General features: G+C 34.6%; 30 protein-coding genes. 4 read left to right on the plus strand and 26 right to left on the minus strand.

Annotated elements, in window-relative coordinates:
• Nucleotides 1-200 precede the first annotated feature (200 nt).
• Nucleotides 201-1,667 carry an NAD(P)/FAD-dependent oxidoreductase gene (locus LRP83_RS09330; protein ID WP_230496429.1) on the minus strand — a complete coding sequence of 489 codons (1,467 nt, stop codon included), beginning with the start codon at nt 1,665-1,667 and terminating at the stop codon, nt 201-203.
• A 239-nt stretch (nt 1,668-1,906) separates the two neighbouring features.
• Here LRP83_RS09330 and LRP83_RS09335 point away from each other — a divergent pair, with 239 nt between their 5' ends.
• The gene (locus LRP83_RS09335) at nt 1,907-2,479 is read left to right on the plus strand and encodes a DUF502 domain-containing protein (RefSeq protein WP_230496430.1); all 573 of its coding nucleotides are present in this window, start codon (nt 1,907-1,909) and stop codon (nt 2,477-2,479) included.
• Between the two features lie 43 nt (nt 2,480-2,522).
• Here LRP83_RS09335 and msrB read toward each other — a convergent pair whose 3' ends face one another.
• The 10 genes from msrB to LRP83_RS09385 all read right to left on the minus strand — a co-directional run bounded on the left by msrB (nt 2,523) and on the right by LRP83_RS09385 (nt 9,961).
• Nucleotides 2,523-2,957, minus strand: a complete 435-nt coding sequence (msrB, locus tag LRP83_RS09340) for a peptide-methionine (R)-S-oxide reductase MsrB (protein ID WP_230496431.1) — start codon at nt 2,955-2,957, stop codon at nt 2,523-2,525.
• Nucleotides 2,947-3,495, minus strand: coding sequence for a peptide-methionine (S)-S-oxide reductase MsrA (msrA, locus tag LRP83_RS09345; protein ID WP_435531342.1), 549 nt, complete (start codon nt 3,493-3,495; stop codon nt 2,947-2,949). Before msrA ends, msrB begins: the two co-directional genes overlap by 11 nt.
• Before the next feature lie 38 nt (nt 3,496-3,533).
• Nucleotides 3,534-4,115, minus strand: coding sequence for a YpmS family protein (locus LRP83_RS09350; RefSeq protein WP_230496433.1), 582 nt, complete (start codon nt 4,113-4,115; stop codon nt 3,534-3,536).
• Nucleotides 4,116-4,117: 2 nt separating this feature from the next.
• Nucleotides 4,118-4,798, minus strand: coding sequence for an SGNH/GDSL hydrolase family protein (locus LRP83_RS09355; RefSeq protein WP_230496434.1), 681 nt, complete (start codon nt 4,796-4,798; stop codon nt 4,118-4,120).
• 267 nt (nt 4,799-5,065) lie between these two features.
• Entirely contained in the window at nt 5,066-5,623 is a 558-nt protein-coding gene (locus LRP83_RS09360; RefSeq protein ID WP_435531343.1) for an SCO family protein, read from the minus strand.
• A gap of 147 nt (nt 5,624-5,770) precedes the next feature.
• Nucleotides 5,771-7,336, minus strand: a complete 1,566-nt coding sequence (locus LRP83_RS09365; RefSeq protein ID WP_230496436.1) for an ATP-binding protein — start codon at nt 7,334-7,336, stop codon at nt 5,771-5,773.
• A 224-nt stretch (nt 7,337-7,560) separates the two neighbouring features.
• A complete protein-coding gene (locus LRP83_RS09370) occupies nt 7,561-8,403 on the minus strand; it encodes a DegV family protein (protein ID WP_230496437.1) in 843 nt (280 codons plus the stop codon).
• Between the two features lie 125 nt (nt 8,404-8,528).
• Nucleotides 8,529-8,780, minus strand: a complete 252-nt coding sequence (locus tag LRP83_RS09375; RefSeq protein WP_230496438.1) for a DUF2535 family protein — start codon at nt 8,778-8,780, stop codon at nt 8,529-8,531.
• Between the two features lie 175 nt (nt 8,781-8,955).
• Entirely contained in the window at nt 8,956-9,699 is a 744-nt protein-coding gene (tatC, locus tag LRP83_RS09380; RefSeq protein ID WP_230496439.1) for a twin-arginine translocase subunit TatC, read from the minus strand.
• 67 nt (nt 9,700-9,766) lie between these two features.
• Nucleotides 9,767-9,961, minus strand: coding sequence for a twin-arginine translocase TatA/TatE family subunit (locus tag LRP83_RS09385; protein WP_230496440.1), 195 nt, complete (start codon nt 9,959-9,961; stop codon nt 9,767-9,769).
• A 385-nt stretch (nt 9,962-10,346) separates the two neighbouring features.
• Here LRP83_RS09385 and LRP83_RS09390 point away from each other — a divergent pair, with 385 nt between their 5' ends.
• The gene (locus LRP83_RS09390) at nt 10,347-10,577 is read left to right on the plus strand and encodes a hypothetical protein (protein ID WP_230496441.1); all 231 of its coding nucleotides are present in this window, start codon (nt 10,347-10,349) and stop codon (nt 10,575-10,577) included.
• 57 nt (nt 10,578-10,634) lie between these two features.
• Here LRP83_RS09390 and LRP83_RS09395 read toward each other — a convergent pair whose 3' ends face one another.
• From LRP83_RS09395 to LRP83_RS09455, 13 genes are all read right to left on the minus strand, one after another.
• Nucleotides 10,635-11,120, minus strand: coding sequence for a dihydrofolate reductase (locus tag LRP83_RS09395; protein ID WP_230496442.1), 486 nt, complete (start codon nt 11,118-11,120; stop codon nt 10,635-10,637).
• Nucleotides 11,117-11,920 carry a thymidylate synthase gene (locus tag LRP83_RS09400; protein WP_230496443.1) on the minus strand — a complete coding sequence of 268 codons (804 nt, stop codon included), beginning with the start codon at nt 11,918-11,920 and terminating at the stop codon, nt 11,117-11,119. Before LRP83_RS09400 ends, LRP83_RS09395 begins: the two co-directional genes overlap by 4 nt.
• A 113-nt stretch (nt 11,921-12,033) precedes the next feature.
• Nucleotides 12,034-12,543: a CarD family transcriptional regulator gene (locus tag LRP83_RS09405; protein WP_230496444.1), complete on the minus strand. Its 510-nt coding sequence runs from the start codon at nt 12,541-12,543 to the stop codon at nt 12,034-12,036.
• A gap of 282 nt (nt 12,544-12,825) precedes the next feature.
• A complete protein-coding gene (locus tag LRP83_RS09410; protein ID WP_230496445.1) occupies nt 12,826-13,560 on the minus strand; it encodes an anthrax toxin lethal factor-related metalloendopeptidase in 735 nt (244 codons plus the stop codon).
• 139 nt (nt 13,561-13,699) lie between these two features.
• Nucleotides 13,700-14,290 carry a YpjP family protein gene (locus LRP83_RS09415; protein WP_230496446.1) on the minus strand — a complete coding sequence of 197 codons (591 nt, stop codon included), beginning with the start codon at nt 14,288-14,290 and terminating at the stop codon, nt 13,700-13,702.
• A gap of 97 nt (nt 14,291-14,387) precedes the next feature.
• On the minus strand, nt 14,388-15,161 hold the full coding sequence (locus LRP83_RS09420) for a class I SAM-dependent methyltransferase (protein ID WP_230496447.1): 774 nt from the start codon (nt 15,159-15,161) through the stop codon (nt 14,388-14,390).
• A 51-nt stretch (nt 15,162-15,212) separates the two neighbouring features.
• Nucleotides 15,213-15,650, minus strand: a complete 438-nt coding sequence (locus LRP83_RS09425) for a BrxA/BrxB family bacilliredoxin (RefSeq protein ID WP_230496448.1) — start codon at nt 15,648-15,650, stop codon at nt 15,213-15,215.
• Nucleotides 15,651-15,787: 137 nt separating this feature from the next.
• Nucleotides 15,788-16,921, minus strand: coding sequence for a conserved virulence factor C family protein (locus LRP83_RS09430; RefSeq protein ID WP_230496449.1), 1,134 nt, complete (start codon nt 16,919-16,921; stop codon nt 15,788-15,790).
• 4 nt (nt 16,922-16,925) lie between these two features.
• Entirely contained in the window at nt 16,926-18,803 is a 1,878-nt protein-coding gene (locus LRP83_RS09435) for an ABC-F family ATP-binding cassette domain-containing protein (RefSeq protein WP_230496623.1), read from the minus strand.
• On the minus strand, nt 18,800-19,399 hold the full coding sequence (locus LRP83_RS09440) for an HD domain-containing protein (protein WP_230496624.1): 600 nt from the start codon (nt 19,397-19,399) through the stop codon (nt 18,800-18,802). Before LRP83_RS09440 ends, LRP83_RS09435 begins: the two co-directional genes overlap by 4 nt.
• Nucleotides 19,400-19,565: 166 nt before the next feature.
• Nucleotides 19,566-20,408 carry a DegV family protein gene (locus tag LRP83_RS09445; protein WP_230496450.1) on the minus strand — a complete coding sequence of 281 codons (843 nt, stop codon included), beginning with the start codon at nt 20,406-20,408 and terminating at the stop codon, nt 19,566-19,568.
• A gap of 132 nt (nt 20,409-20,540) precedes the next feature.
• On the minus strand, nt 20,541-21,068 hold the full coding sequence (locus LRP83_RS09450) for a hypothetical protein (protein ID WP_230496451.1): 528 nt from the start codon (nt 21,066-21,068) through the stop codon (nt 20,541-20,543).
• A gap of 50 nt (nt 21,069-21,118) precedes the next feature.
• Complete coding sequence (locus LRP83_RS09455) at nt 21,119-22,804, minus strand: formate--tetrahydrofolate ligase (protein WP_230496625.1); 1,686 nt, start codon at nt 22,802-22,804, stop codon at nt 21,119-21,121.
• Between the two features lie 170 nt (nt 22,805-22,974).
• On the opposite strand from LRP83_RS09455, the gene metA reads away from it, so the two are divergent.
• A complete protein-coding gene (metA, locus tag LRP83_RS09460; RefSeq protein ID WP_230496452.1) occupies nt 22,975-23,883 on the plus strand; it encodes a homoserine O-acetyltransferase MetA in 909 nt (302 codons plus the stop codon).
• A gap of 517 nt (nt 23,884-24,400) precedes the next feature.
• On the opposite strand, the gene LRP83_RS09465 is transcribed toward metA, so the two are convergent.
• On the minus strand, nt 24,401-25,090 hold the full coding sequence (locus tag LRP83_RS09465) for a class I SAM-dependent methyltransferase (RefSeq protein ID WP_230496453.1): 690 nt from the start codon (nt 25,088-25,090) through the stop codon (nt 24,401-24,403).
• 93 nt (nt 25,091-25,183) lie between these two features.
• Between LRP83_RS09465 and LRP83_RS09470 the strand changes: the two genes are divergently transcribed.
• Nucleotides 25,184-25,396: a DUF3892 domain-containing protein gene (locus LRP83_RS09470; RefSeq protein ID WP_230496454.1), complete on the plus strand. Its 213-nt coding sequence runs from the start codon at nt 25,184-25,186 to the stop codon at nt 25,394-25,396.
• Nucleotides 25,397-25,428: 32 nt separating this feature from the next.
• On the opposite strand, the gene mntR is transcribed toward LRP83_RS09470, so the two are convergent.
• Entirely contained in the window at nt 25,429-25,848 is a 420-nt protein-coding gene (mntR, locus tag LRP83_RS09475) for a transcriptional regulator MntR (protein ID WP_230496455.1), read from the minus strand.
• Nucleotides 25,849-25,901 lie beyond the last annotated feature (53 nt).

The following is a 25,901-nucleotide window of genomic DNA, read 5'->3' on the forward strand; positions in this document are numbered from 1 at the left end:
ATAATACTTTCTCGAAAGGTTAGAAATAAGTGAAAGTTCTCATTAAGTAGAAGCTTTGGCTACTTTCTTGAGACCACTTGCTTGGAATATGAGCGCTGATGGGTTCAAATGGAGCTCTTTTGGTACCGCTTTCCACATTTTTTTCTGCTCACGGGCACAAAAAAACCGAACCAACAAAATGTTGATTCAGTAGTAAATGATTAAATATAAACTTCCTCTTTTTGCACTTCTTCTGCAGATTTTCGAACAATATCTCGAGCAATCCAGACACCACAAGCACCTGCTTGAGCAAGTCCTCTTGTAATACCCGCACCATCTCCACCAACATACAATCCATCGATTTCTGATTCAAAACGATCATTTAAGATTGGTCTAGCCGAATAGAATTTTGCCTCTACACCATAAAATAATGTGTGTTCGGATGCTATTCCAGGGGTTACATGATTTAATGCCTCCGTCATCTCAATTAAACTTTTTAAAGTATTATATGGTAAAACTAACCCTAAATCTCCTGGTACCGCTTCCTTCATCGTTGGCTCGATAAAGCCTTCCTTAATTCGGTTGACAGTTGACCTTCTACCTTTTAGTATATCACCATATTTTTGCACAATAAGTCCTCCATTAGACAAGCTATTTGCTAATCTAGAAATCTCATGTGCATACTCATTTGGACGATCAAACGGTTCCGAGAAGGTATGTGATACGAGCAAGGCGAAATTGGTATTCGGGCTACCTAATTTCGGATCTTTATAGGCATGTCCATTAGCTAGCATAATACCAGAATGGTTCTCTACTACTACATGCCCTGAAGGATTACTACAGAACGTTCTAACACGCGTCCCGACTGAAGTATTAAAGACAAATTTACCTTCATATAAATGCTCGTTAATTTCCTGCATGACCACATTTGAGGTTTCGACCCTTACACCGATGTCGACTTGATTGTTTTGCATACGTAAACGACGTGATCTAAACAAATCACCCAACCATTTCGAGCCATCACGACCAGGAGTAATCACGACCTTTTCAGCAAATACCTTTTGATCATTTTTTAATAAGATTCCTTTTATTTGTAAACCGTCAGATGATTTTTCTGTAATAATATCTTCTACTTCTTTTTTGAAAACCATATCTACTTTATCTTTTAAATATTCAAAGATACTTTGTAAAATTTGTAGATTTTGTTCTGTTCCTAAATGTCTCACTTGCGCACGTAAAAGCTTTAATCCTGCTGCATACCCTCTTCGTTCAATATCTTTTACTTCATCCGTTAAGGGATCTGTAATACTTTTGGTTGCTCCATGATCCAAATTAATTTGATCAACATATTTTATAAGTTCAATGACTTCGGAATTGGATAAATAATCTGTCATCCAACCTCCAAATTCACTTGTAATATTAAATTTACCATCAGAATATGCCCCTGCTCCACCAAACCCATTAGTAATTGAACAAGCAGGTAAACAACCTGCAAATTCCTTTCGTCCAGCTGCAGGAGGACATTTATCAATTTTTTTTTGAAGAATTGGGCAATTTCTTTTATAAATGTCATGACCCTTATCTATTAATAGCACCTTCGCTTTAGGCATTTTTAAGGTTAATTCATAGCAAGTAAAAATACCGGCTGGACCAGCACCTACTACAATAACATCATAATTTGTATTCATTGAAATTCCCCCTTAATTGCATTCCGCTATTTCCATTGGTAAATATATCAGAAAATAGCAAAGGGGTCAATAAAAATACGAACATTATGAACGGAATCTTACTAATCGTTCGATATTTTAATTTCAACTTACATTTTCAGTAATATATATTTTCTATTCATTTAGTATTATCCTTTAAGAGCCAACCCTTTTAAGCTACAATAAATAGATAGCTAAAAAAATCTAAAGGTGTGAAATATATGAAAAGGTTAATCAAAAATTTTATTAATGGAATATTAACCATTGTCCCGATTTTACTTGTTATTTATGTAGTATATAAAATTTTCATGTTTTTGGATGGAATTCTTGGAAACACATTAAAACCTTATTTAAAAGAATCCTACATTCCTGGCATTGGTCTTCTTCTAACCTTAATACTCATTACTGTTCTTGGATGGCTTTCCACAAAATTCATCACGGGAACCTTATTCAAACTCATTGATCGATTATTAGAAAAAATTCCAGGTGTTAAAACGATTTATTCAGTTATCAAAGATACAGTACATTCCTTTCTCGGTGAAAAAAAATCCTTCTCCAAGGTCGTACTAATCTCTCATCCTGGGTCCGATATGAAGAGCGTAGGATTTTTAACCTCAGAGGATTTACAGCATTTTTATGAGCCACTAGGACATTGTGTAGCTGTCTACATACCACAAACCTTTCAAGTGGCAGGTTTTACTGTGCTTGTGCCAAAAGAAAGTGTTGAAATTATTGACGTCAAACCAGAAGAAGCAATGAAATTCATTCTTTCTGGAGGTATGACGAGTAAATAGAAAAAACCGGTCGTGAACAAACGACCGGTTTTTTCTATATGTCTTACTTAAAGAGCTTAACCCATTTACCATATCCCTCAGCCTCGAGCTTATCTACTGGAATAAATCGAAGTGCTGCTGAATTAATGCAATAACGTAAGCCCGTTGGATCTGGGCCATCATTAAAGACATGACCAAGGTGTGAATCTGCTGAAGTACTTCTAACTTCCGTACGAACCATCATATGGGTTAAATCAGTTTTTTCAATAATTTCTTCTTCCTCCAATGGCTTTGTGAAACTTGGCCAGCCACAACCAGCATCAAATTTATCCTTTGAACTGAATAAAGGTTTTCCTGAAACAATCTCCACATAAATCCCTTCTCGAGTTTCGTTCCAGTACTCGTTACGAAATGGAGGTTCAGTACCATTATTTTGCGTTACCTCATATTGAATAGGTGTTAGCTGTTTTTTTAAAGTGTTTAGATCTTTATTTGTCATTCTCTCTCCCCCAATGATTATCTATAAATGCTGCCCTTCCTGACCCAACCTGGTATCGGTTATAATGCTGTGGGTTCTTTTTGTAATAGTGTTGATGGTAATCCTCTGCCTCATAAAACACTTTAGCTGGCAGAATTTCTGTCACTATTGGTTTTAAAAATTTTCCACTTTGTTGTAAGGCTTGTTTTGATTGCACAGCTACCTTCTTTTGTTCTTCACTGTGATAAAAAATAGCGGTTTGATACGATTTTCCTCGATCATAAAATTGACCACCTGGATCTGTTGGGTCTATCTGTTGCCAATAAAGTTCGAGAAGCTTTTCATATGGATAAATAGACGAATCAAACGTGATTTGAACGGCTTCATAATGACCGGTACGCTCTGAACATACCTCCTGATAAGTCGGATTTTCTGTTTCTCCTCCTGTATATCCTGAGGTGACTTTAATTATTCCAGGCTGTTCATCAAATGGTTTTACCATACACCAAAAACAACCTCCAGCAAATGTTGCTAGATCATATAGTTTATTGATATCCATCATTCCTTTGTTTTAAGGTGACTCGTTTGGAGGTCATCTTACTTAGTAGGTACATATAATTGAAAAGAAATATCATCGCTTTTCAAGTCAAATTCCTTTACTCTAACCTTAAAGTCGCTTTTTAATTTAAGCTTTTGCATCGAAATGTATACGAGCTTATCATTTGGTTGAATGGTAACACCTTTTGGCAGGTGATATCGATCCGCTATAAACTTTAATACATATGTGACAGGCAATTGCATTTTTCCAATAACCATAGATTTTTGCTTTAATATTAAATCTCCATTATTTAAAGCCTCTGGTTCAAATGTTAATTTCATTTGAATTTCTTCAGAAAAGATTGGCATCGTACCATAAAGTTCTACTTCATCTTTCAAAACCACTTGGTAATTAATTGGGCCAGCAGTTGCTTCCTTTTCAATATAGTGATTGATCAATCTATTTAGATTGTCCTTTTGCGTATGAATTAGAAATGGCACATAACCTTGAAGTGGATTTTCTTCTTGTTTAATCATTTTATCTTTAATCGGTATGGAAATGGAGACGAAAAGAAATATCAAAATACCGAGGTTTACGGCCAACAAAATAAAAAACGCTTTTTTCCAATTTTTCACCTGCATAATTAGTTCTCCCTGTTATTAACAGAATAATGTTTTGTTGGATATTTTTTCAATACATTTTCTGTTAATTCCTCAAATACACGATTGGCTATCAAGTTATACCCTTTATTATTAGGATGAAAGTAATCACTATGTAGTACATGCGCATTTTTAAAAATATCTTCAATATGAACAAAATAAGTACCCTTATAGTTATCAATTACCTTTTGACCAATCGTATTCCATTCTATTAAAATTTCATCAATTTCCTTCACATCTGCAAACCAAGTATAAAAAGGATTGTAAAGGCTGATTAGAATGATGGGTATACGCGGATGTACTATTCTAATACTATCAATTATTCTGTATAGGTTTTTTTCATATTGGACTTTGGCAGAATGAAAGTCATTTTTCTCTAAGTGCGAGATATTATCTCTAACTACTTTCATAATATCATTTCCACCAATCGTTAAAATCACGATGTCTGAACCCTTAATAGCATTCTGTACTTCATTCGTTTCTAACCTTTTGAGTAAGTCCTGAGTTTTATTTCCTTTTACTCCATAATTTAAAAACTCAATGTTGTTAATCCCTTTTTCTCCTTGAAGTTTCTTTTTAAGATTGGGGATATATCCACCCCTCATCGTACTGTCTCCTACCCCTTTTGTTAAGGAATCTCCTATAGACATTATTCTATAATTCATAGGAAAAAAACCTTGAGGTATTTGTTCTTTAGTTAGAAACGTAACATTTTTATTTGCATGGAATTCTCCTTTGACAGAAGTCCCCATTCCTAAAGTACATGAGGAAAGAATGAATATAGATACAAAGGAGAAGATGAAAGCTCTTTTCAAATGCTTCACCCCATTTAAGATTTTCTATAGATATTATATCACCAATTAAGGCTATCAAACCTAATTCTTAAGTTCTAAGTCTACAAAGTAAAAAGAAAGAAAGAAAAAACCTTACAATCAATCTTGTAAGGTTTTAATATCTTTGACGATTTCTTCAAACGGTATATCATTTAAACCTGTATAAGCCTTTAAAATATTTCCTTCAGGGCCAACTAAATAGAAATCAGTTCCATGACCTACTTGGTTACCCTCCTGTGGTTTTATCACTAATGTCTTAAAGCTTTCCATTGCAAGCTTTGCAATTTCTTCATCTTTATAACCAGTAAGAAAACTCCAATTTGCAAAATCAGCATTAAAGTTCTCTCCATACTTCTTTAGCACATCTGGAGTATCTACATTCGGGTCAACACTAAAAGATACGAATTGAATATTCTCTATTCCTTCTTTTTTAGTCATTTGCTGTAATTTTTCCATATTATAGGTCATTGGTAAACATACATCCTCACAGTTTGTAAAGATAAAATCAGCTACCCAAACCTTACCTTTTAAATCTTTTAAACCAAAAGAATCCCCGTTTTGATTTGTATAATTAAAATCTTCAACTGGCCAATTAACTGCATTCTGAATCTCATTTTTTCCACATGCTGTTAAGAATAAAATTAATACTAACAACATAGCTGTCCATTTCAATTTCACTACATACACCTTCATTTCATAATAATCATCTTTTCTTTACTTAAAGACTCCCTAAAATTATTTTAACAAAACTTAATACATTAGAAAAGAAAGGTGCTTTGAGCATTTAAATTAAGATTCATTCATTTATTTTTTTTCATATAAAGGTAAATAAATTTTAAAGGTGGTGCCACTTCCCTGTTGACTTTCCACTTCAATTCTCCCTTTCATCCGTTCAATAATTTGATAACAAACCATTAGACCAATACCTGTACCTTTTTCTTTTAGAGAGTAAAAAGCTGTGCCGAGTCGAGAAAGCTCTTCCTCGGTCATTCCGATCCCTGTGTCACGTATTTCAATAACTCCAAATTGGTTTATTACTCTAGTACTAATACTCAATTGACCGCCATCTTTCATTGCTTCAATTCCATTTTTCAATATATTGATTAACACTTGTTTGAGCTCACTTTGATTTCCCTTAATCAAAATATCAATAGGTAAACTACACTCCAGTTGAATGTTTTTAGAAAGCATAGCATACGAATTCATTAAATCCATAACCTTTAAGATAAGCTCGTTTGCATCAATTAATTCTGTTTCTTGATTAAAGTCAGGCTTTGCTAATGATAAATAATCATTAATAATAACTTCCGCTCGATTCATTTCGTCTATCATTAATTGAATATAGCTTTGCTCTTCTCCAGACATATGTTGTTTCCCTAAAAAAATTTGCAAGAAACCTTTTACGACTGTCATTGGATTTCTGATTTCATGAGCAACCGAAGCTGCAAGCTGTCCAATTGCATTCATCTTCTCCGCTCGTTGCAATTCTTTTTGGAGTTTTGTTTTCTCAATTATTTGTTCCATTTCATCTATGGCATCCTCAAACCTATACATTAGACCAGTATCTTTTTTGTGGTGTCCAAGTTCTTTATAAGTCTCAGAAAGTTGCTCAAATAATACTGACAGTTGAATGGTCATTTGGTTAAATTTTTCACTAAGTCTTCCTAAATCAGATTTATCATGAATTTGAAGTTTAACATCAAAATTACCAGCACTAACTTGGTTGATTCCCGAAATTATCTCATTAATAGGTTCTGTGACTTTTTTTAATCCCCATCTTAATGAAACAAAGACGAGAAGAGTGATAAACAGAAATGACCCAAATAAGTATAGAGCTATCCTTTTTTGGTTTACTTCAATGACAGAAGCGTCCACGTCAACTCCTAATACAGCAATTACATGCCCCTCTCTATCCAAAATAGGGGCAAATGCGGTTATCCAAAGACCAAATTTGTCTCGATGAATTTTACTAAAGTTCACTTTTTTTTCGTTAATTGTCTTTTTGAATCCATCTAGGTATTCTTTCTTGGCGTGATAATAGGTGAAATTTTTCAAGCCCATTTTTTCACTAGTCTTTGAAACAGATAAAAAATATAGTTTATTTTGTTGATAAACCTTTGCATCAAAAATGTAGCCATCTATGTAATTCGAGTTTCTCTCATTAATCATTGATACAATCCTGTTAATTCGTTGTACAGCAGGATGGTCAGTGCTTTTTTGCCTTTTAGAAGTCATAACATCATCTTGCGATATTGTCGCACTCCATAAATCTGCAACGCCGACTACTCTTTCCGTTAATTGTTCTTTTAATTGATTCGATTGGTAAATAAAACTTATCCCAGCAGTAGAAACGACTACTAAAAAAGTCATAGTAAATGAAAAGAACAAAATCTTTTTATATAATGATAAGTTTCTGAAAGTACCTTTAACCTTCATTCAAAATTTCCCTTCCTGGTTACTATAAGGAGTTTTTCGTAAACTTTTTCTGTCTACTAAAATAGGAAATTCGACGTAGTTCTTATTAATCCTTTTTTATTTTCATATTTCAGACAAATTTAGGAAAAAAAACCTAAGCAAGACGCTTAGGTTTTTGGTTAGTCAAAATAATACATCAAGGCGATTGTACCTTTACCAGTATGGGTAGCTATTACAGGAGTAGTATAGTCAATTTCTATATTTTGAAAATCCGTTGTTCCATTAATCGCATTCAACAACTGGGATACGAGATCTTTAGCTTCAGAATGGACAATACCAATACGTTTAACATTTTTCCCTTTTACATCCTCGGAAAATTGCTTTACTAAGTATTTTATCACTTGGGAATAACTTCTGGCCTTTGAAGCAGGTGTATATTCCCCACCTTCAAGCGATGCAATGGGTTTGATGTTTAGCAAGGAACCTAAAAAGGCTCTCCCTTTGCCAATTCGTCCGCCTTTAACCAAATTTTCCAGAGTATCTACCATTAAAAAGAGTCTTGTTTGCTCTCTTACTTTCTCAAGATGCTTTACAATTTCTTGAAGTGTTTTACCTTTAGAAACTAAATCTGCAGCCTCTAATACTTGAAAGGAAAGAGCCTTAGATATGTATCTTGAATCAATGACAGTCACATTTCCTTTTGTCATTTGAGCAGCACTTTCTGCTGAACGAACAGTCCCGCTCATTCCTCCAGTCATATGAATAGAAATGATATCATAACCTTCATCAGCATAACGGTCATACAGTTCCAAAAAGGTACCCGTTGAAGGTTGAGAGGTTTTAGGCAGTTCTTTCGATTGTCCCATTTTCTCCAAAAATTCAACAGGTGAGATATCCACTCTATCTGTATATGATTTGTCATCAATCGTAATCGTTAAAGGTACGACTTCTATACTATATTTCTTTATTTGTTCATCCCTTAAATCTGCAGTTGAATCAGTAATAATTTTGATTTTATTCATTTTCACACTTCCTTATATAGAACTAATGATACCTTTTTATATTATACCTTTTTACTTTTCACAAGGAAAATTTACGGTCTTTATCAAAATAAAAAGAGAACCGGAATACCGATTCTCAAAATAAATCATGCATTATTCTTTAATTCTCCAATTTTAAACAATTCTTCATAATCTGGCCATTTTAGTGTACGCTTTAAATAATCTCTAAAGGAATAGCATTTTTTTGCTTTCTTCTCCTTGTAAAGCGCAGTAATAAATGTTTGCAAACGGACTTGGATCATAAAACAATAGCGGTTATCTTCCTCCAATACAGGAATATCAATGACTTTTACCTTCTGTCCAACAACATTTTTGAACTCTAGGCTTTTGAACAACAAATTATCAATCCTCTTTTTCACCCGTTTGATTATATTATACCCTATAACTAACTCGAAATGTGTCTGATTATGCGATGTTATAAAAATTATTTATGACTTTTAATATAAAAAATAATCCCACCTTTCAAACTGAAAAGTGGGATTATCAAATTCTATATCTATAATGGTGTAATGGTTAAACCCGCTCGAGATTTTCTTCCCATTCTTTCTCTTTTTTCAACTTACGACGATACACGATTTTGGACAAATTGATACTGATTTCGTATAAGACTAATAGTGGAATTGTAACCAACACGTCTGACATGAAATCTGGTGGAGATATAACAACTGAAATAACAATAAGAACAAAGTATGCGTATTTTCGGATTTTTGTCAACACGTATGGATTAATCACGCCTAAAGATGTTAGGAACATTACAACAACTGGTAGCTCGAATAAAACACCGAATGGTAACGTCATATTCATGATAAAACGGAAATATTTATCAGCTGTAAAGTTTGTGACGAGCATATCACCACTAAGTTCAACGAGAAAATTCAATACTGTTGGGAAAATAACAAAATATCCGAATGCTAATCCTACAATAAATAATATAAATAAGGCCGGGACATAGGATAACGAAATTTTTCTTTCGATTGGTTTAAGTGCTGGCTTAACAAATAACCATATTTGTAAGGCAATAATCGGAATTGTTCCAGCAATGGCAATTAATGTGGCTATCATAAAATAGATCCAAACAATATCACTTGGCCCTAATACGATTAATTTAACATCTAAGTCCCGGACAAACCATGCATATATTTCTTCAACGTACATAAATCCTACGATAAAAAAAGCTACAAAAGCTACTGCTGAAATGATTAATCGCTTTCGTAACTCATCTAAATGATCAACTAAATTTAACTCTTTATCTTCCATAGATTTCCCCTACCAACCCATGAGCGCATTTTTTGAAAAAAAAAGTGTAAGATAAAATCTCTTACACTTATTTTGTAACATTTTTCTTTTCTTCTTCGAACTCTTCCATTACATCACTTGTTAACTCACGTGTAGATTTTTTGAATTCACGAAGTGTTTGACCAAATGCTCTACCAATTTCAGGAAGCTTCTTAGGTCCAAAGATAATTAAAGCTAAAACTAAAATTAATATTAATCCAGGAACACCGATATTTGACAACATAATTAAACATCCCCTTAAAATGAATAGTTCAAACTACTATGATTATAGTACTTTAAGGCACCATTTGGGTAGAGCTATGCAAAAGTTCATAAGAATTTCACATATATTATTAAACCTTTATGACCGTTTACTACTCATTAGTATATCTACAGCCCATCTATTCTAACATATATTCAAGTTTTTTTGTCTAATGATTTTATTTTTTTGGCTGAATAAATGAATTGTAGCACTTCTACTATTATTTCCAACTTATGTAATAATAATAATTCTTAAGTATTATTTATTTTTTGAATTTTTAAAAAATAAACTTCTTTATGGGGGTTTTCCTTGCTAAAATAATATCAAGCAACATATACTACTAAAAAAGTTCTTGAGGGGTGAAAAGATGGAATTTTCATTATGTAGTTTTGATGGTGCCTTGCCAGTAGAAGTAACAATTGATGAGGATAATGGACGATACATGATTAGAAAAAGTGATACAAGTGGGGAATTTTTTAATAGTCCATTTGAATTGATTGCTTGGGTAAAAGCCCATTTCCAGGAAGATGATTTTTGTGATCCTCAAGAATTTAAGGCAATGATTTCACAGCTATCGGAATATGAAAACGCTTCATAGAAATTACGTCTGGGATCTTTCCCAGACGTTTTCTAATACACCTGATATTTTTAGAACTTAACGTCGTTGATATATGAAAAATTCATATTCGTATGGATTTTTTTCATCACGAATTCCAGGTTCTTGTAAGACAAGTTCAAAATCCTTTAGTGAAAATTCCGGAAAATAGGTATCCCCATCAAATTTCTCATATATCATCGTTAAATATAATCGATCTACAATCGGTAATAATTCACGAAAAATTTCTGCCCCACCAATAACAAAAACTTCTTCATTTTTTTCCCGGCAATAGGCAATAAACTCCTCAATCGAATAAATAACCGTGCAGCCTTCACAAATAAAATCCCGATTTTTAGTAATAACAATATTTTCGCGTCCAGGGAGAGTGCGTCCAATCGATTCATGAGTTTTTCTCCCCATCGCTACAGGATGCCCCATAGTTACTCTTTTGAAAAACTTTAAATCCTCTGGTAAACGCCAAGGCAGTTGATTATTTTTACCAATTACCCGATTTTCATCCATTGCCCAAATGAAAGAAATCATACACTTACCACTCCTTTTATATGAGGGTGTGGGTCATAGTTTTCAAGCGAAAAATCTTCGAATTTAAAATTGAAAATATCTTTGGCATCTGGATTGATTACTAATTTCGGTATTGGACGTACATCTCTTTCCATTTGAAGCTTCACTTGATCTAAATGATTTTTATAAATATGTACATCACCAAAAGTATGGATAAATTCACCAGGCTCCAAATCACAAACATGAGCAATCATATAAGTCAAAATAGCGTATGAAGCAATATTAAATGGTACACCAAGAAATAGATCTGCAGATCTTTGGTATAATTGACATGACAATTTACCATCCGCTATATAAAACTGAAACAGACAATGGCATGGTGGTAAGGCCATTTTGTCTATATCTCCTACATTCCAAGCATTAACTAGCAGTCTTCTTGAATCAGGATTAGTCTTTATTTGATCAATCAATACAGCAATTTGGTCAATAGTCTCTCCATTAGCACCTGTCCAGGACCGCCACTGATGTCCATAAACTGGCCCAAGATTCCCTTCCTCGTCTGCCCATTCATTCCATATTCGAACTCCATTTTCTTGTAAATATTTAATATTTGTATCCCCATTTAAAAACCAAAGAAGTTCATGGATAATAGATTTTATATGTAGTTTTTTTGTAGTCAATAGAGGTAATCCCTTTGATAAATCAAAGCGCATTTGATATCCGAAGGTACTAATCGTTCCAGTCCCAGTTCTGTCCTCTTTTATGGTTCCATTCTCTAGAACATACTTACACAAATCCAAGTATTGCTTCAAGCAGGCCACATCCTTATTTTCTTTATGTCATTTTATTTCAACTTTATTACTTTTTTGCAAAAAAAAAAAGCTTTTAGGCCATTTTCTTTTTTTATTATTTATTTTAGTTAAATATTTATATATCAGCCAGAAATTTCAAACCGTTCAATCGTATCATTTAATAGGTCAAAGGATTGATTTTCATTCATGCGTTTAATTAACCCTAACTCACTGATAAAAATTTTCTTGGCACTATCTAGCATTTGTTTTTCACTAGAATTTAGCGTTTTTTCTTTATTGATCTTAGTTAAATCACGAATAACTTCTGCGCCATCCTTGATTTTACCCGTTCTCATTTTCTCCATATTCATCTGGTAACGTTGTTTCCAAGAAAGTGATTTGTCTACTTCACCTTGATCAAACATAAGTAAAACCGCTTTTAAAGTGGGTAAATCGGCAACCGAACGTATACCTGATTTTAATACTTTATCTATAGGAATCATAACTTGCATATTACTGCTTGGCATTTTTATTACAAAGTATCGATGCTTTTGTCCTTGTATTTCTTTTTCTTCTATGGCCTCAATAACTCCTGCCCCATGCATTGGATAAACAATGTTATCACCAATTTGATACAAGTAATCCACCTCCAAATTTGCTTACTTATATAGATTATCACAATAAAATATTATTGTCAAATTAATTATAATACCATGCACTTTTATATACTGTCAATAATATTTTTCTCATTTTCGGCTGAAATTTTTAGATAATTTTCCCGAGAGGTTTTTACCCATAAAATACTATGTAAATGCTCTCAAATATGATTTAAGAAATGTTCAAAACACCTGCCATAAGTATTTGAATCACTATGTTAGTGGACTAAGACTAGAGGCACACAAGTTAAAGGTATTAAAAGAGCGAACCGACCCCAATTAGAAATTAATAATAGGGTTCGGTTCGCTCTTTTCATTTATATTCCTAATAAATTCATATGTTTGCGGGGCTCTTTGGTATAAAATTGTCTTCGTTTCTTCCGATAGATAGTACATAGCAAAGCTTTCTGCAAAATATTCTTCAGGAAACAATAATAGGTACGAATTGTTTGGAAATAAGATCGACCTTTCCTTTTCCCATGAATCCAAAAACAAACGATTATATTTCAGGTCATTCAATATATATCGATCAATGGAATGGGCAAGTTCGTGTAATTCTAAGTTCACAGAACCATGACCCTTACCTTTTTCACTATGCCCAAGCTTTACAAGCACAGTCTTACCTCCACCAATTCCTGGAACATCGTCCCATGTGGTTTCGGATTGATACCCCCTAGGAATCACGCCGCTCAGATGTCTTGCTGTAGGATTATCTGTTAACTTACCTTCAAATAGCTTAATTGTAATACCTTGTTGTTCTATCTCGTCAAGCAGCTGATTGGGTAGAAGTGACAATCGACTCACGACTTTTGCTGCTTCCTTTTGATTGAAAGAATCTTCCGGAAATAAAATGATATCGTTTAATTGTTTTTTAGGATTAATTAATAAAGATTTGATAAGAATCGAATCATCATTGAAATCAGAAAGCTTCATACCATCTACAGAAGCTTGGGATATATTATAGAATGACAACGAAAGGATAAAAATACTGAAACCAATTGCCCATCTTTTCACATATCTCACTCCCTACCCTGAGACCATACCTCTAGTTGCTTACTATTCTATAAGAATTATATCATATGAATCTACGAGAAAAAGGGGTTTCAAAAATGAGGAAATAACTACTAAAAAAACCCGGCATGTCTGCCGAGTTTTAGCTCATCCATTTAGGTGGGGTATTTTTATTCCAATATATCGATCCAATTGTATGATGGTTTTGAAATCCATCTAAGTAAGTGTGATAATGAAAATTAAACCAATAACCTTGTTGTGGAGGATTGTCTCTTCTTACGTGGAAGCGAATAATATCCTCACCATTTAATTCGTTTTGAATGTGAAAAATTCGTTCTGATATTCCCCCACTCGGAAATTCAGATATGTTTAAGTATTGTAAATTTTGCTCAGGAATTTTAAGTGTTACTTCTTCGATTACCTTTTCAATTTCTGGTAAAATGACCTCTTTAAATTCATCTTCAATAACAGGCTTAATTTTACTCCCAAATTTTTGGTAGGCAAAACTCTCTGCTTGTACAAGGATTTCATCTATAAATTGTTCTCTTGTAGGAATATTAGCAATATTATTTAAATTATGATCATCATTTTGTGGTTTCGATTCTACAAAGTCCCGTTTTAAGCCTGAATCCTGTCCTAATTCTTCTAACCAAGCAGCCTGAGAAGGAGTTACCATTCCAAATGATAAAACCGTAATCATCACTACAAGGCTTTTCCTCAGCCATTTTGGCATTTGAATTCACCCTTCCAATGATTCTTACAGTCTATTATACTGGACTTTTAATAAATTAGGCTAGTTTTTATATCAAGTTTCATAAAATTTTAACAATTTATTTATCTATATACCCGAAATGAAATTTAGCGGTTTTTCTAGGTATGATTTTAAAACCAAATTGATTAAAGCGATCGCTCAAATAATGGTCCTTAAGTACCACTCTTTTTTTTGCTACTCGCAACGCTTCCTCTATCCAAATGGGTTGAAATAATTCATAGTTAGCGATTTTAGTTAACGGCTGTATACTTACAGATTCTGTAATGGTTTCTTCAAACATGGGGTCTAAGTAAACAACATCAAAGCTTTCATTCGGCAACATTTTTAAATAACTAAAGCAATGTGCATGACAAACTTCTATTCTTCTCATTGCCTCATTGATTTCATGTATATCTGTTGACCATTTCTTTAATCCATTTTGAACTACATAACTTAAATATTTTTCTGCCTCTAAACCAACGATCTTACCTTTATCTCCTACCTGGTAACTAGCAACAATACTATCTGATGCTAGTCCTAACGTGCAATCCAAAAAACTCATTCCCTTAGTTAATTGACATACTTCAACAAAAGGGTCATGTTCTCCACGTAACAATCGCTTGATTCGAAACATCGCAGAACTTGGATGAAAAAAAAACGGTTCACTTTCTCCAAGTGGAAACAATTCCAATCTCTCCTTATAGACCACGATACAAGAGTCATGCTGAAGCTGCTGTAGTTGAGATATTGAGCGCTTTTTTCTATCAATATAATTAACACGCAGCTCTGCAGCAATCTCTTTGGCTAGTTCCTTCAGTTCATCATTTGTTCGTCCAGCTGTTGTAATAAACATTACGTCATCACCCTATAAAGTGTATTGAAAAAGGATGCCATAATGGCACCCTTAATCTAATTTTGTTTCAAATGCGGTTAAAAGGTTCTCCATAATTGCTTCCATTGGATAGCTTTCAATGTTATGTCTTGGAATGAAGTGAACAACTTCTTTCCCTTTTAACAAAGCCATTGAAGGAGAAGACGGTTCAATTCCACCAAAGTATTCGCGCATTTTTGCTGTCGCTTCTTTATCTTGACCTGCAAATACGGTTACTAAGTTGTCAGGTCTTTTTTCACTTCTTAAAACTGCTTGAGTTGCAGCAGGTCGCGCTAATCCAGCTGCGCATCCACAAACGGAGTTCACAACCACTAAAGTTGTTCCTTCGGTATTGTTCATGTATTCTTCAACTGCTTCAGCTGTGATTAATTCTTGAAAACCTGCTTGTGTTAATTCTTGACGCATGGGTATAACCATTTGTCTCATATAATCTTCATAAGCCATAGACATGATAAAATTCCTCCATATATAAACAATTGTAGGGTTAGCATACTATATTCATGCCATCTTATGCAATGAATGCGTTTCAGGCTGGCTTTTAGCTTTTCTAAAACTGAAAATAAAATAACTTATTGTATTCGCTTCATTTAGTCATTCTTTCTCGCTTCAGTCATTTGTTTCCAAACTGAGCCTTTTGCTTCTTCACCGCCCTCAATTCGTTCAATAGCCATTTTCACCTGAAGGCTAACTTCAAATTCGGGGTCATTTTCTGCTGTTTTTAATGCCGAAAGTGCTGTTTCGTCACCGACCTCATATAAGTACATTGCTGCCCGCCAGCGGACTAGCTTACTGGAATCCTTCAATGCCGCACACATTTCATCGATTGCATCTTCGAAGCCCAAATCCGATAAACAATCACCAGCTGTCCTTCTTACAGCAACTGAAGAATCCTTTAATGCCTTATAAAGAAGAGGCAAAATTTGCTTATCCTCTACCATCCCAGAATAAACAGTTGCAAGTCTACGAATCGACATCTTTTCATCGCTAAGAGCTTTTTCTAACAATGGTAAATCTTCGACTGTCGGGTCTTCCATTTGTTCAAGCATTTGATAGCGTATACGCCAATCCGGATTAATGAAATCTTCAACAGATATTCTTTTCTTTGTTCGAACTTTCTTTTCTGTTTGTTCTATATTTCCGTTTTGTGCTTCGTTTAGTAAACTTCTTACTCTTTCCTCTGGGTAGGCAGCCAAAAGTTCTTCTAAAATTTCTTGACCAATTTGTTCCATCTTCCCATATCGAATTCCAAAATCTGCCCATTTCCGAAGGAGAATATAATTATCTCCAGGCAATTGGGCTTCCATTGCAGCATTCTTATAAAAATCAGGTAGACCAAATCGTTGTTCTGAATCCTCTTCCGTCAGTTTAATTTGTAACGGAATCCCTTTAAACATTTGTACTTGTGCTTTTACTTCACCAAAATGCTGGCTTACACTTTTGTTTTCTGCTTTTTCTAGTGAAGTTTCTTCGCCAAAAGCAGATCTCACTTTTGGTAAAATTTCCTTCCAATCGATTCTTGCGTTACGTTCAACCGCTAAAAAATCTGCCACATGGTAAACACCTTTAACTCCATCTATTGCTAAAATAGCTTTAATCACTTCTGGTGCACCTTCATGCTGATCCTTTTTATAGTTATTACTTTTCCCCATCGGTAATTCTTGATTAAGGATGACCTTCATTGTATTAGGGCTTGGTGTTGGTTCAATGGAAATAATTTTCATGCAACTACTCTCCTTCAGCTAAATCAGATAAAAAGGACCAACGCTCTATTAAAAACTCTAATTCCTCATTTAAGCTTGTTTCCTTTTCTGCTAAGCTATGTGCTTTTTCAAAATCACTACCAACTTTAGATAACTCTTCTGAAATCTTTTCAATTTCTAACTCTACTGAAGCAATTTTACTATCGATTCCTTCCCACTCTTTTTGTTCCTTATAACTCATTTTCTTCTTTTTCTTTTCAGGCTGTTGCTTCATTGCCTCTTGTTTTGGCTTCACTTCTTTTTTAGATAGCTGACTTTCTAAATAGTCGGAATAGCTTCCGAAAAAGGAAGTAATCTTTCCTTCACCCTCAAATACAAGTAAGTTATCGACAACCTTATCAAGGAAATAGCGATCATGTGATACTGTAATAACGACACCTGGAAACTCGTCTAAATAATCTTCCAAAACGGTTAATGTTTGTGTGTCTAAATCATTGGTAGGCTCATCAAGTAAAAGGACATTTGGTTCTTCCATTAATTTCTTCAATAAATATAGTCGACGCTTTTCTCCACCAGAAAGCTTACGTATGGGAGTTCCATGTGAATTTGTAGGAAAAAGAAAACGCTCGAGCATTTGGGCGGCGGTAATATATTTTCCATCAGATGTATTGACCATTTGAGCTGTTTCATTCAGGTACTCAATCATCCGCTTATTTTCGTCCATATCATCATTTTCTTGTGTGTAATAAGCAACTTTCACTGTTTGTCCGATTATCAATTCACCTTCATCAGGAGAAATCCTGCCTGCCAACAAATTTAATAGCGTAGATTTACCCGCTCCATTTCGACCAATAATTCCAATTCGGTCACCAGGCTTCATTAAATAATCAAAATCCTTTAAGACAGTCTTTTCCCCAAAATGTTTGCTTATGTTCTTTAGTTCGAATACTTGCTTGCCAAGTCGACTTCCATTTAGTGTGATATCTAGCTTTTCAGTAGATTTTTGCTCACCTAATTTGGTATCTAAAGTGTCAAACCTCTGAATTCTTGCTTTTTGTTTCGTTGTTCGAGCTTTAGCCCCTCGTCTCATCCATTCAAGCTCATTTCGGTAAAGGTTTCGCAATTTATCAAAGGTAGCAGCTTCATTTTCTTCACGAATTGCTTTTGATTCTAAGAAAGAAGCATAGTTACCTTTATAGCTATACAAATTTCCACTGTCTAGTTCAAATATTCGATTCGTTACACGATCGAGAAAATAGCGATCATGTGTAACTAAAAGGATTGAACCATTATACCGACTTAAATATTCCTCTAACCATTTAACTGAATCAAAGTCCAGATGGTTTGTAGGCTCATCTAAAATTAATAAATCAGGGGAATCGATTAAAACTTCTGCAAGAGCTACACGTTTTTTTTGTCCACCTGATAACTCACTAATTTTCAGTTGATAATTTTCAATCCCGAGCTTATTCAATATTGATTTTGCATTAGCACTAGCATCCCATGCATTAAATGTATCCATGTCTTTTTGAAGAGAGAAAAGTTTTTCTTGAAGTAGTGCATTGCTTGAATCACGATTTAATTCTTCTAGTGCATGTTCATACTGCCGTAGAATTTTAAACATAGGAGAATCACCTTTAAACACTTGCTCAAGGACAGTTAATTCACCATTCAACTCAGGTTGCTGTGAAAGATAGGAGATGGAGTAGTCTTTACCTGCCACAATTTCCCCTGAATCAGGAAAATCAATTCCTGCAACAATTTTAAGCAGTGAAGACTTTCCTGTACCGTTTACCCCGATTAATCCAACCCGCTCTTTTTCGTTTATTGTAAAAGAGATTTCCTTAAACAGCTTTTTCTCTCCATAAGTCTTCGTAACGTTCTCAATCGAAATCATTTTCAAGCTTGACCATTCCATTCTTGATAAAATTGTAATAAAAATTCTTCCATATAACGATGCCTTTCTTCGGCCATCATTTTAGCTGTATCCGTGTTTAGCAAATCCTTTAATAACAATAGCTTTTCATAAAAATGATGGATACTTGAAGATTTTCCTTGTCGATATTCTTCTATAGTCATCTTCTCACGTACAGTTAGATCTGGATGGTAAATGGGCTGTCCCTTTTTGCCACCAAATGCGAATGTTCTAGCTATGCCAATTGCACCTAATGCATCCAAACGGTCAGCATCCTGAACAATTTTTGCTTCTATCGAAGACAATGGTTTTTTTTCACCACCGCGAAAAGAGATACTATTAATTACTTCAATTATTTTCAAAGCCTGGTCAGCTGAGAGTGGAATCCCCTCAATAAAATTACTTAGTTTATTCTGACCTTCGTGTACACTACTATTTAGTTTTTCGTCTGGAATATCATGTAAAAGAGCAGCCATTTCAATAATGAAAAGGTCCCCTTGTCGTTCTCTTTCAGCAATTAGCAACGCATTTTTCCTAACCCGGTCAACGTGATACCAATCATGACCTGTTGAGTCTTCACCCATTTGTTTTCTTACAAATTCTACTGTAGTTTCTATAATGAATGATGTATTTATCAATTAAATCCCTCACCTTCAACCAACCTTATTTTAACATAAGCGCAAGAAAATGTTTTGCAATCTGATAGGATGTGTTGGCAAAACATAAAAAAAGCACCTCAAAGGGCACTTTTTAGTTGTTATACCAACTGATTCCTAAAGTATTTTCACCAGCATGTACTCCGATAGTGGCACAAAGGGGACAAGTTAAAAAGTCAATTTCGGGGAAGCTCTGCTCTAAGTCTTTTTTCCATCTTAACGCTTCTTCCGGATTTAACCCATATAAAATATAAGCTTCTTTTATTGGAGACTTCGCATTGGAACTTCTTAATAATTCGGTGATTTTCTCTTTCGCTTTCTTTTCGCTTCTTGTCTTTTCCTTCGTCTCAAGCTTTCCATCTTTTATACAAATGATTGGTTTAACATTTAACATACTACCGAGAAAAAATTGGACTCCATTCATACGACCACTACGATGTAACTGTTCCAAACTTCCGATTAAAACATAGGTTTCCGTTTTATCGGTTTGCGCCTCCAAGTATTTGATAACGCTTTCAACATCACCATCTGCTTGTAGTTCACGTAACCCCATTTTAACTAGGGCAGACAATGGATATGTTAAAATTTTCGAATCAATTGTTACAACCGGTATATCTACTAATTGAGCTGCCTGCTGGCTGGAAGAAACAGTTCCACTTAATTTTGAGGATAATAAAACTGAAACAATCATGTCATACTTTTTCGCTAAATCCTCATAAAGAGTAACGAATTCTCCTACGGCAGGTTGTGACGTTTTTGGAGGATTGGTTAGAGTTTTTAAGCGTAAATAAAGCTCATGTGGTGTTAAGTCAATACCGTCTAGATATTCTTGGCCGTCTAGAACAATTGTTAATGGAATGACATAGACATCTGGGTGGCTATGAAGTTCCTCGTCTATGAAGGCTGTGCTGTCTGTAACCCAAGCTATTTTTTTCAACTAGAAACCCCCTTTTAAGTTAAACAATAGGATAATATTCATTTATTATTTATATAGTTAATATTATGAATTATAGAATAATATAAAGCAATAAAAACAGACCAAAGGAACTAACCTTTGATCTGCTTGATTTTAGTAAATTTCGTTTTCTAACCAGGTTAATGTTTCGATCATATAGTTACCGATAACTAACAAATCATCTATCTGCTCCTCAATGATGATTCGATTAAAATTAATCGTAACTCGATTTTCAATCGCATGACTGTTAGAGAAGGGATTAAAATGTACCTGTTGCTGAATAGTCCGTTTTTCACCCCAAATTTGCTTGAATTGATCATGAATCTTATTAAAATAGATTGGTTCATTTGGGTGATAGACGACAAATTCTAGTTCAACCAAGCTGCCGATTCTATTTGGTACCGACTTTAAATTTAAGAGCTCCGCAGCTAAATTTTCAAGATCTGCCTTTAAACATAAAGTAGCAAGATATTCCTTGCGAGTGTCCCTTAATTGAAATTGAATCGTATATTCTCGTGAAAGCTTCGAAAGATTAACGATATCATTTCGATCAATAATACTTATCTTACCTTCTAAATCCATATCATAAAAATAGCCATCAATGACTACTTTCATGTTATCATAGGCGGTCGGATCAAACAAACTGTTCACTTCCTTACTATTAAGCTACATTCAAAATGTAAATCAATAGTCTAGAAAAGTCCAACAGCATTTCCTTTTTCATCAACATTCATGTTCAAAGCAGCTGGCTTTTTCGGAAGTCCTGGCATCGTCATGACATCCCCAGTTAATGCAACAATAAACCCTGCACCAATAGATGGCTTAAACTCACGAATGGTAATAGTAAAATCCGTTGGTCTTCCTAACTTACTTGGATCATCTGAAAGAGAATATTGAGTTTTAGCCATACATACAGGTAAATGAGACCAACCATAGCTATCAAAATCTTTTAACTGCTTTTTAGCCTTTGATGAAAATTCAACATCTTTACCACCATAAACCTTTTGAACAATAGTTCTTACTTTATCTGCTATCGAATCGGACAAATCATATAATGGTGCAAATTTATTATCTTGATTCTCAATGGCTTCTATAACCTTCTCAGCAAGTGGAATTCCGCCTTCTCCGCCTTTTTCCCATACTTCTGTTAGAGCTACAGATATATTTTGTTCCGAACACCAATCTAGAAGTGCCTTCACTTCTGCATCGGAATCGGTAACAAATTTGTTAATTGCCACAACAGCTGGTAAACCAAAGCTTTGAACTGTTTCAATGTGCTTTTTAAGATTAGTGAAACCAGCCATTAAAGCTTGAACATTCTCATTTACAAGCTCGGTTTTCAGCATTCCGCCATGCATTTTAAGAGCACGAATGGTTGCAACGATGACAACCGCTTCTGGTTTGAATCCTGCACTTCTTGTTTTAATATGTAAGAATTTTTCAGCTCCTAAATCAGCTCCAAATCCTGCCTCTGTTACAACATAATCGGCTAGTTTTGAGGCAGTTAAGGTAGCAATTGCACTATTGCACCCATGAGCGATATTGGCAAATGGACCACCATGAATTAGAGCAGGTGTACCTTCAATTGTTTGAACAAGATTTGGTTTTACTGCATCCTTTAAAAGTAAAGTAAGAGCACCTTCCACCTTTAAATCCCCAACTGTAACGGGTTGCTTTTGATAGTTATAAGCAACAACCATTCTCGCTAATCTATTTTTTAAGTCTTGTAAGTCTGTCGATAAACATAAAACTGCCATGATTTCCGATGCTACGGTAATATCAAAGCCATCTTCACGTGGAACACCTTGTGCAGGACCACCTAAGCCAATGATTACCTTCCTAAGTGCACGGTCATTTAAGTCTAAAGCACGTTTCCATACAATTCGGCGTTGATCAATTTGCAATTCATTTCCTTGTTGTAAATGGTTGTCAATAAAAGCTGCAAGCGCGTTATTTGCTGTGGTAATGGCATGAAGATCCCCCGTAAAATGAAGGTTTATATCTTCCATAGGAAGAACTTGTGCGTATCCTCCTCCAGTTGCCCCGCCTTTTATTCCCATTGTCGGGCCTAAAGATGGTTCTCTCATCGCAATCATTGCTTTTTTCCCGATTCGGTTAAAAGCATCACCTAATCCAACAGTTACAGTAGATTTTCCTTCACCAGCTGCAGTTGGATTAATGGCCGTAACAAGAATTACTTTACCACTTTGTTTTGTTGCAATTTTCTTAAGTGCGTCTGAAGAAAGTTTCGCCTTGTATTTACCATAAAGTTCAAGATCGTCCTCGCTTAAGCCAAGTTTGGAAGCGATTTCAAAAATAGGTTTCATTGTCGATTCCTGAGCGATTTCAATATCCGATTTATACTTTGTTTTCTCCATTTTATCCCCTACCATTCTTCTATTTAGTACAACCGTTTCTATTGTATCATCTTTCACAATCGGTTTGGGAGTAATTTTCACCCTATTTATGAATTCCTAATGTATTGTTTCGAATTATCGAATATAATTGAAAAAATTGAACATTTAGTTTTTGAAAAGGAGGAGATAATATGCCCATTAACATCCCTAAGTTACTCCCTGCCCGTACGATTCTCGAATCAGAAAATATATTTATCATGGACGTAGAACGTGCAAATAGCCAAGATATTCGACCATTAAATATTATTATTCTAAATTTAATGCCTGAAAAAGAAAAGACTGAGGTGCAACTATTAAGACTATTAGGAAATACGCCTCTCCAAGTTAATGTTACTTTTTTAAGAACTAGTTCTTATATTTCTAAAAATACAAGCTCTACTCATCTAGAATTATTCTATCAACAATTTTCTGACATAAAATCAAAGAGGTTTGATGGATTAATTATCACAGGTGCTCCTATAGAACATCTCCACTTCAATGAGGTTGAATATTGGCAAGAATTAATCGAAATTATGGAGTGGTCGAAAGATAATGTCACATCCACCTTACATATCTGTTGGGGTGCCCAAGCAGCTCTTTACTATCATTTTGATATAAATAAATATGAGCTTTCCAAAAAAAGTTCGGGGGTATATTCTCATAATGTGCATGAGTGGACTGAGCCCATTTTGCGTGGTTTTGATGATACTTTTTATGCACCAGTTTCCCGCTATACAGACGTTCCAGTTGAAAAAATTTCAAACCATCCGAATCTGAAACTACTAGCTTCCTCTGAAGAGGCTGGACCACTATTAATTACTTCAACGAATGGAAAAATGCTGATGATTACTGGCCATTTAGAATATGAAACGAATACTCTTGCCCAAGAATATGAAAGGGACCTAGCTAAAGGCATTGATGTTCATGTACCATTAAACTATTATCCTAATAATGATCCACAACTTAAGCCAAATAATCGTTGGCGTTCACATGCCCATTTATTATTTTCCAATTGGTTAAATTACTATGTCTATCAACAAACTCCATTTGAGTGGGACTAAAGGATACGTAACAGTTGTTAATACTTCGTTAAATTTGATAGGAATGGCATATTTTCAAACATAAAAATAGATGCACCAGAGAGAAAGAAGCCTTGTCCTTAATTAAGTAACCAGCGAAAGTAAAATAAACGGAGTTTTTCCGGTTATAATCAGAATGGAGCACGTTTCGGGCTAAATAAGCGAAGTTTTTCCGCTTATGCCAAGCAAAATCCTCTGTTTTCATGTTTTTACTGCATATAGGTGGAATATCTCCGTCTATTTAGGCCATTTTCAATGCTTTTGATTAAATAAGCGGAAATTTTCCGTCTATTTATCAGAAGGGTGTTGATCTGATTGCCTTTCTTAAACTGATAGCGTAATTCCAAATATTACGATTTTTAAATACCACGGATAATAAGAAACACAAAAGCATGATGATTAAATTGCTAATCACCATGCTTTTTACTCCATTATTTATACTGGTTTTTATCATTTTGCACTCCAAAAGACAACCATTTATGATTTAATGGGGGCATCTTTATTCGTCAAACGTTCGTTTTAACATGAACACCCACATAAAGGATAGCGCTTGCTTAAGATCAGTTGAAAGGTTATGTAAATTAATTGCATCTGCCCCTCGTTTATAAACGGGTAATTCATCAAGTTTTTCCCAGCCGTTTTCCTTCGCAAGCTGCTCGAATTCCCAAGGCATCATCGTATTGCAAATTACTTCTTCACTATATAATCTACGATAGCTATTTGTTCTTGGCATGGCTGTTGGCCCTAATATTCCAACGCAAGCATAACCATCCGGTTTAACAATACGTTTCATTTCGTTCAATACTTCAAGAGGGCTTTCAGTCCACTCTAGAGAATTAATGGCCATCACAGCATCAAAAGTCGATTTTTCGATATTAAGTTTAGAAATATCCCCTTTTTCAAATTGAAGATTTTCAGAGTCCCGTTGTGATTTAGCCTTCTCTATCATTTCTTCTGAAAGATCAATCCCTAAAACATGATATCCTGATTGTGCTAATTTATAGGAACCATAACCATCCCCACAGCCTAGATCACAAACTGATTTAGCTGTCGTCACATGTTTCAGAAAGAAAGGAATAATTCCTTTACGACTTCCTACTTCCCACATTTCTTTACTGTTTTTATTCCAAAACTTTGACCTGTCATTCCATTGCTTTTCTGCTTCATTTACCCAATTAAAAGTAGACATGTAACATTCTCCTTCCATAAAAAATTGCCTAAATTGATTATATATCGTGGAAAAAGGCAAAAACTATATAAAAAAGAAGAAAGTGAGTTTTCTATGGAAAATATAGTTGCCTTACATCGTAACCACTTTGGAGATATTATTAGCTTTCAAACCTCAGCAGGTAGAATTATTTCCTATCGAAAAGCTATTCATGATGTTGAAAACGGATTAATTGATGGGGTGGAATTAGATACAGATGTAAATGGTGAAATGTACTTATCCCCTACATCAGAAGTGTCTTTTGACGAATTCCCCCCTATTTACTAAAGAAGGATCTGACTTATTGTCAGATCCCTTTTTTATTCTTCAGTATTCTTTTGAATTTGACGTAAAACTTCTACTCGATTGGAATCTTCCTCGAAAAATTGAATTAAATCGCCTATTCGGTCAATGGCATCCCAGCTTAAATGATGTTCTATACCTTCTACATCATTATAAATATTTTCTTGCTTTACACCGATAATCTGCATGAATTGTTCTAATAAATCATGACGAAAAACTAATCTTTTTCCTATTTTTTTGCCTTTAGGTGTTAAAACTAACCCTCGGTATTTTTCATAAACCAGATATTCATCCTTGTCTAACTTCTGGACCATCTTCGTTACAGAGGAGGGATGTACGGATAGTGCTTCAGCTATATCTGACACACGAGCATACCCTTTTTCTTCAATCAATATATAGATTTGTTCAATATAATCTTCCATACTAGGTGTTGGCATTAACGGACCCCCTGTACACTCAATCAGAATAAATTTTACTATAGTTGGAAAGG

Source organism: Pseudoneobacillus rhizosphaerae, assembly GCF_917563885.1.
In the GTDB taxonomy this organism is placed as follows: domain Bacteria; phylum Bacillota; class Bacilli; order Bacillales; family Cytobacillaceae; genus Pseudoneobacillus; species Pseudoneobacillus rhizosphaerae.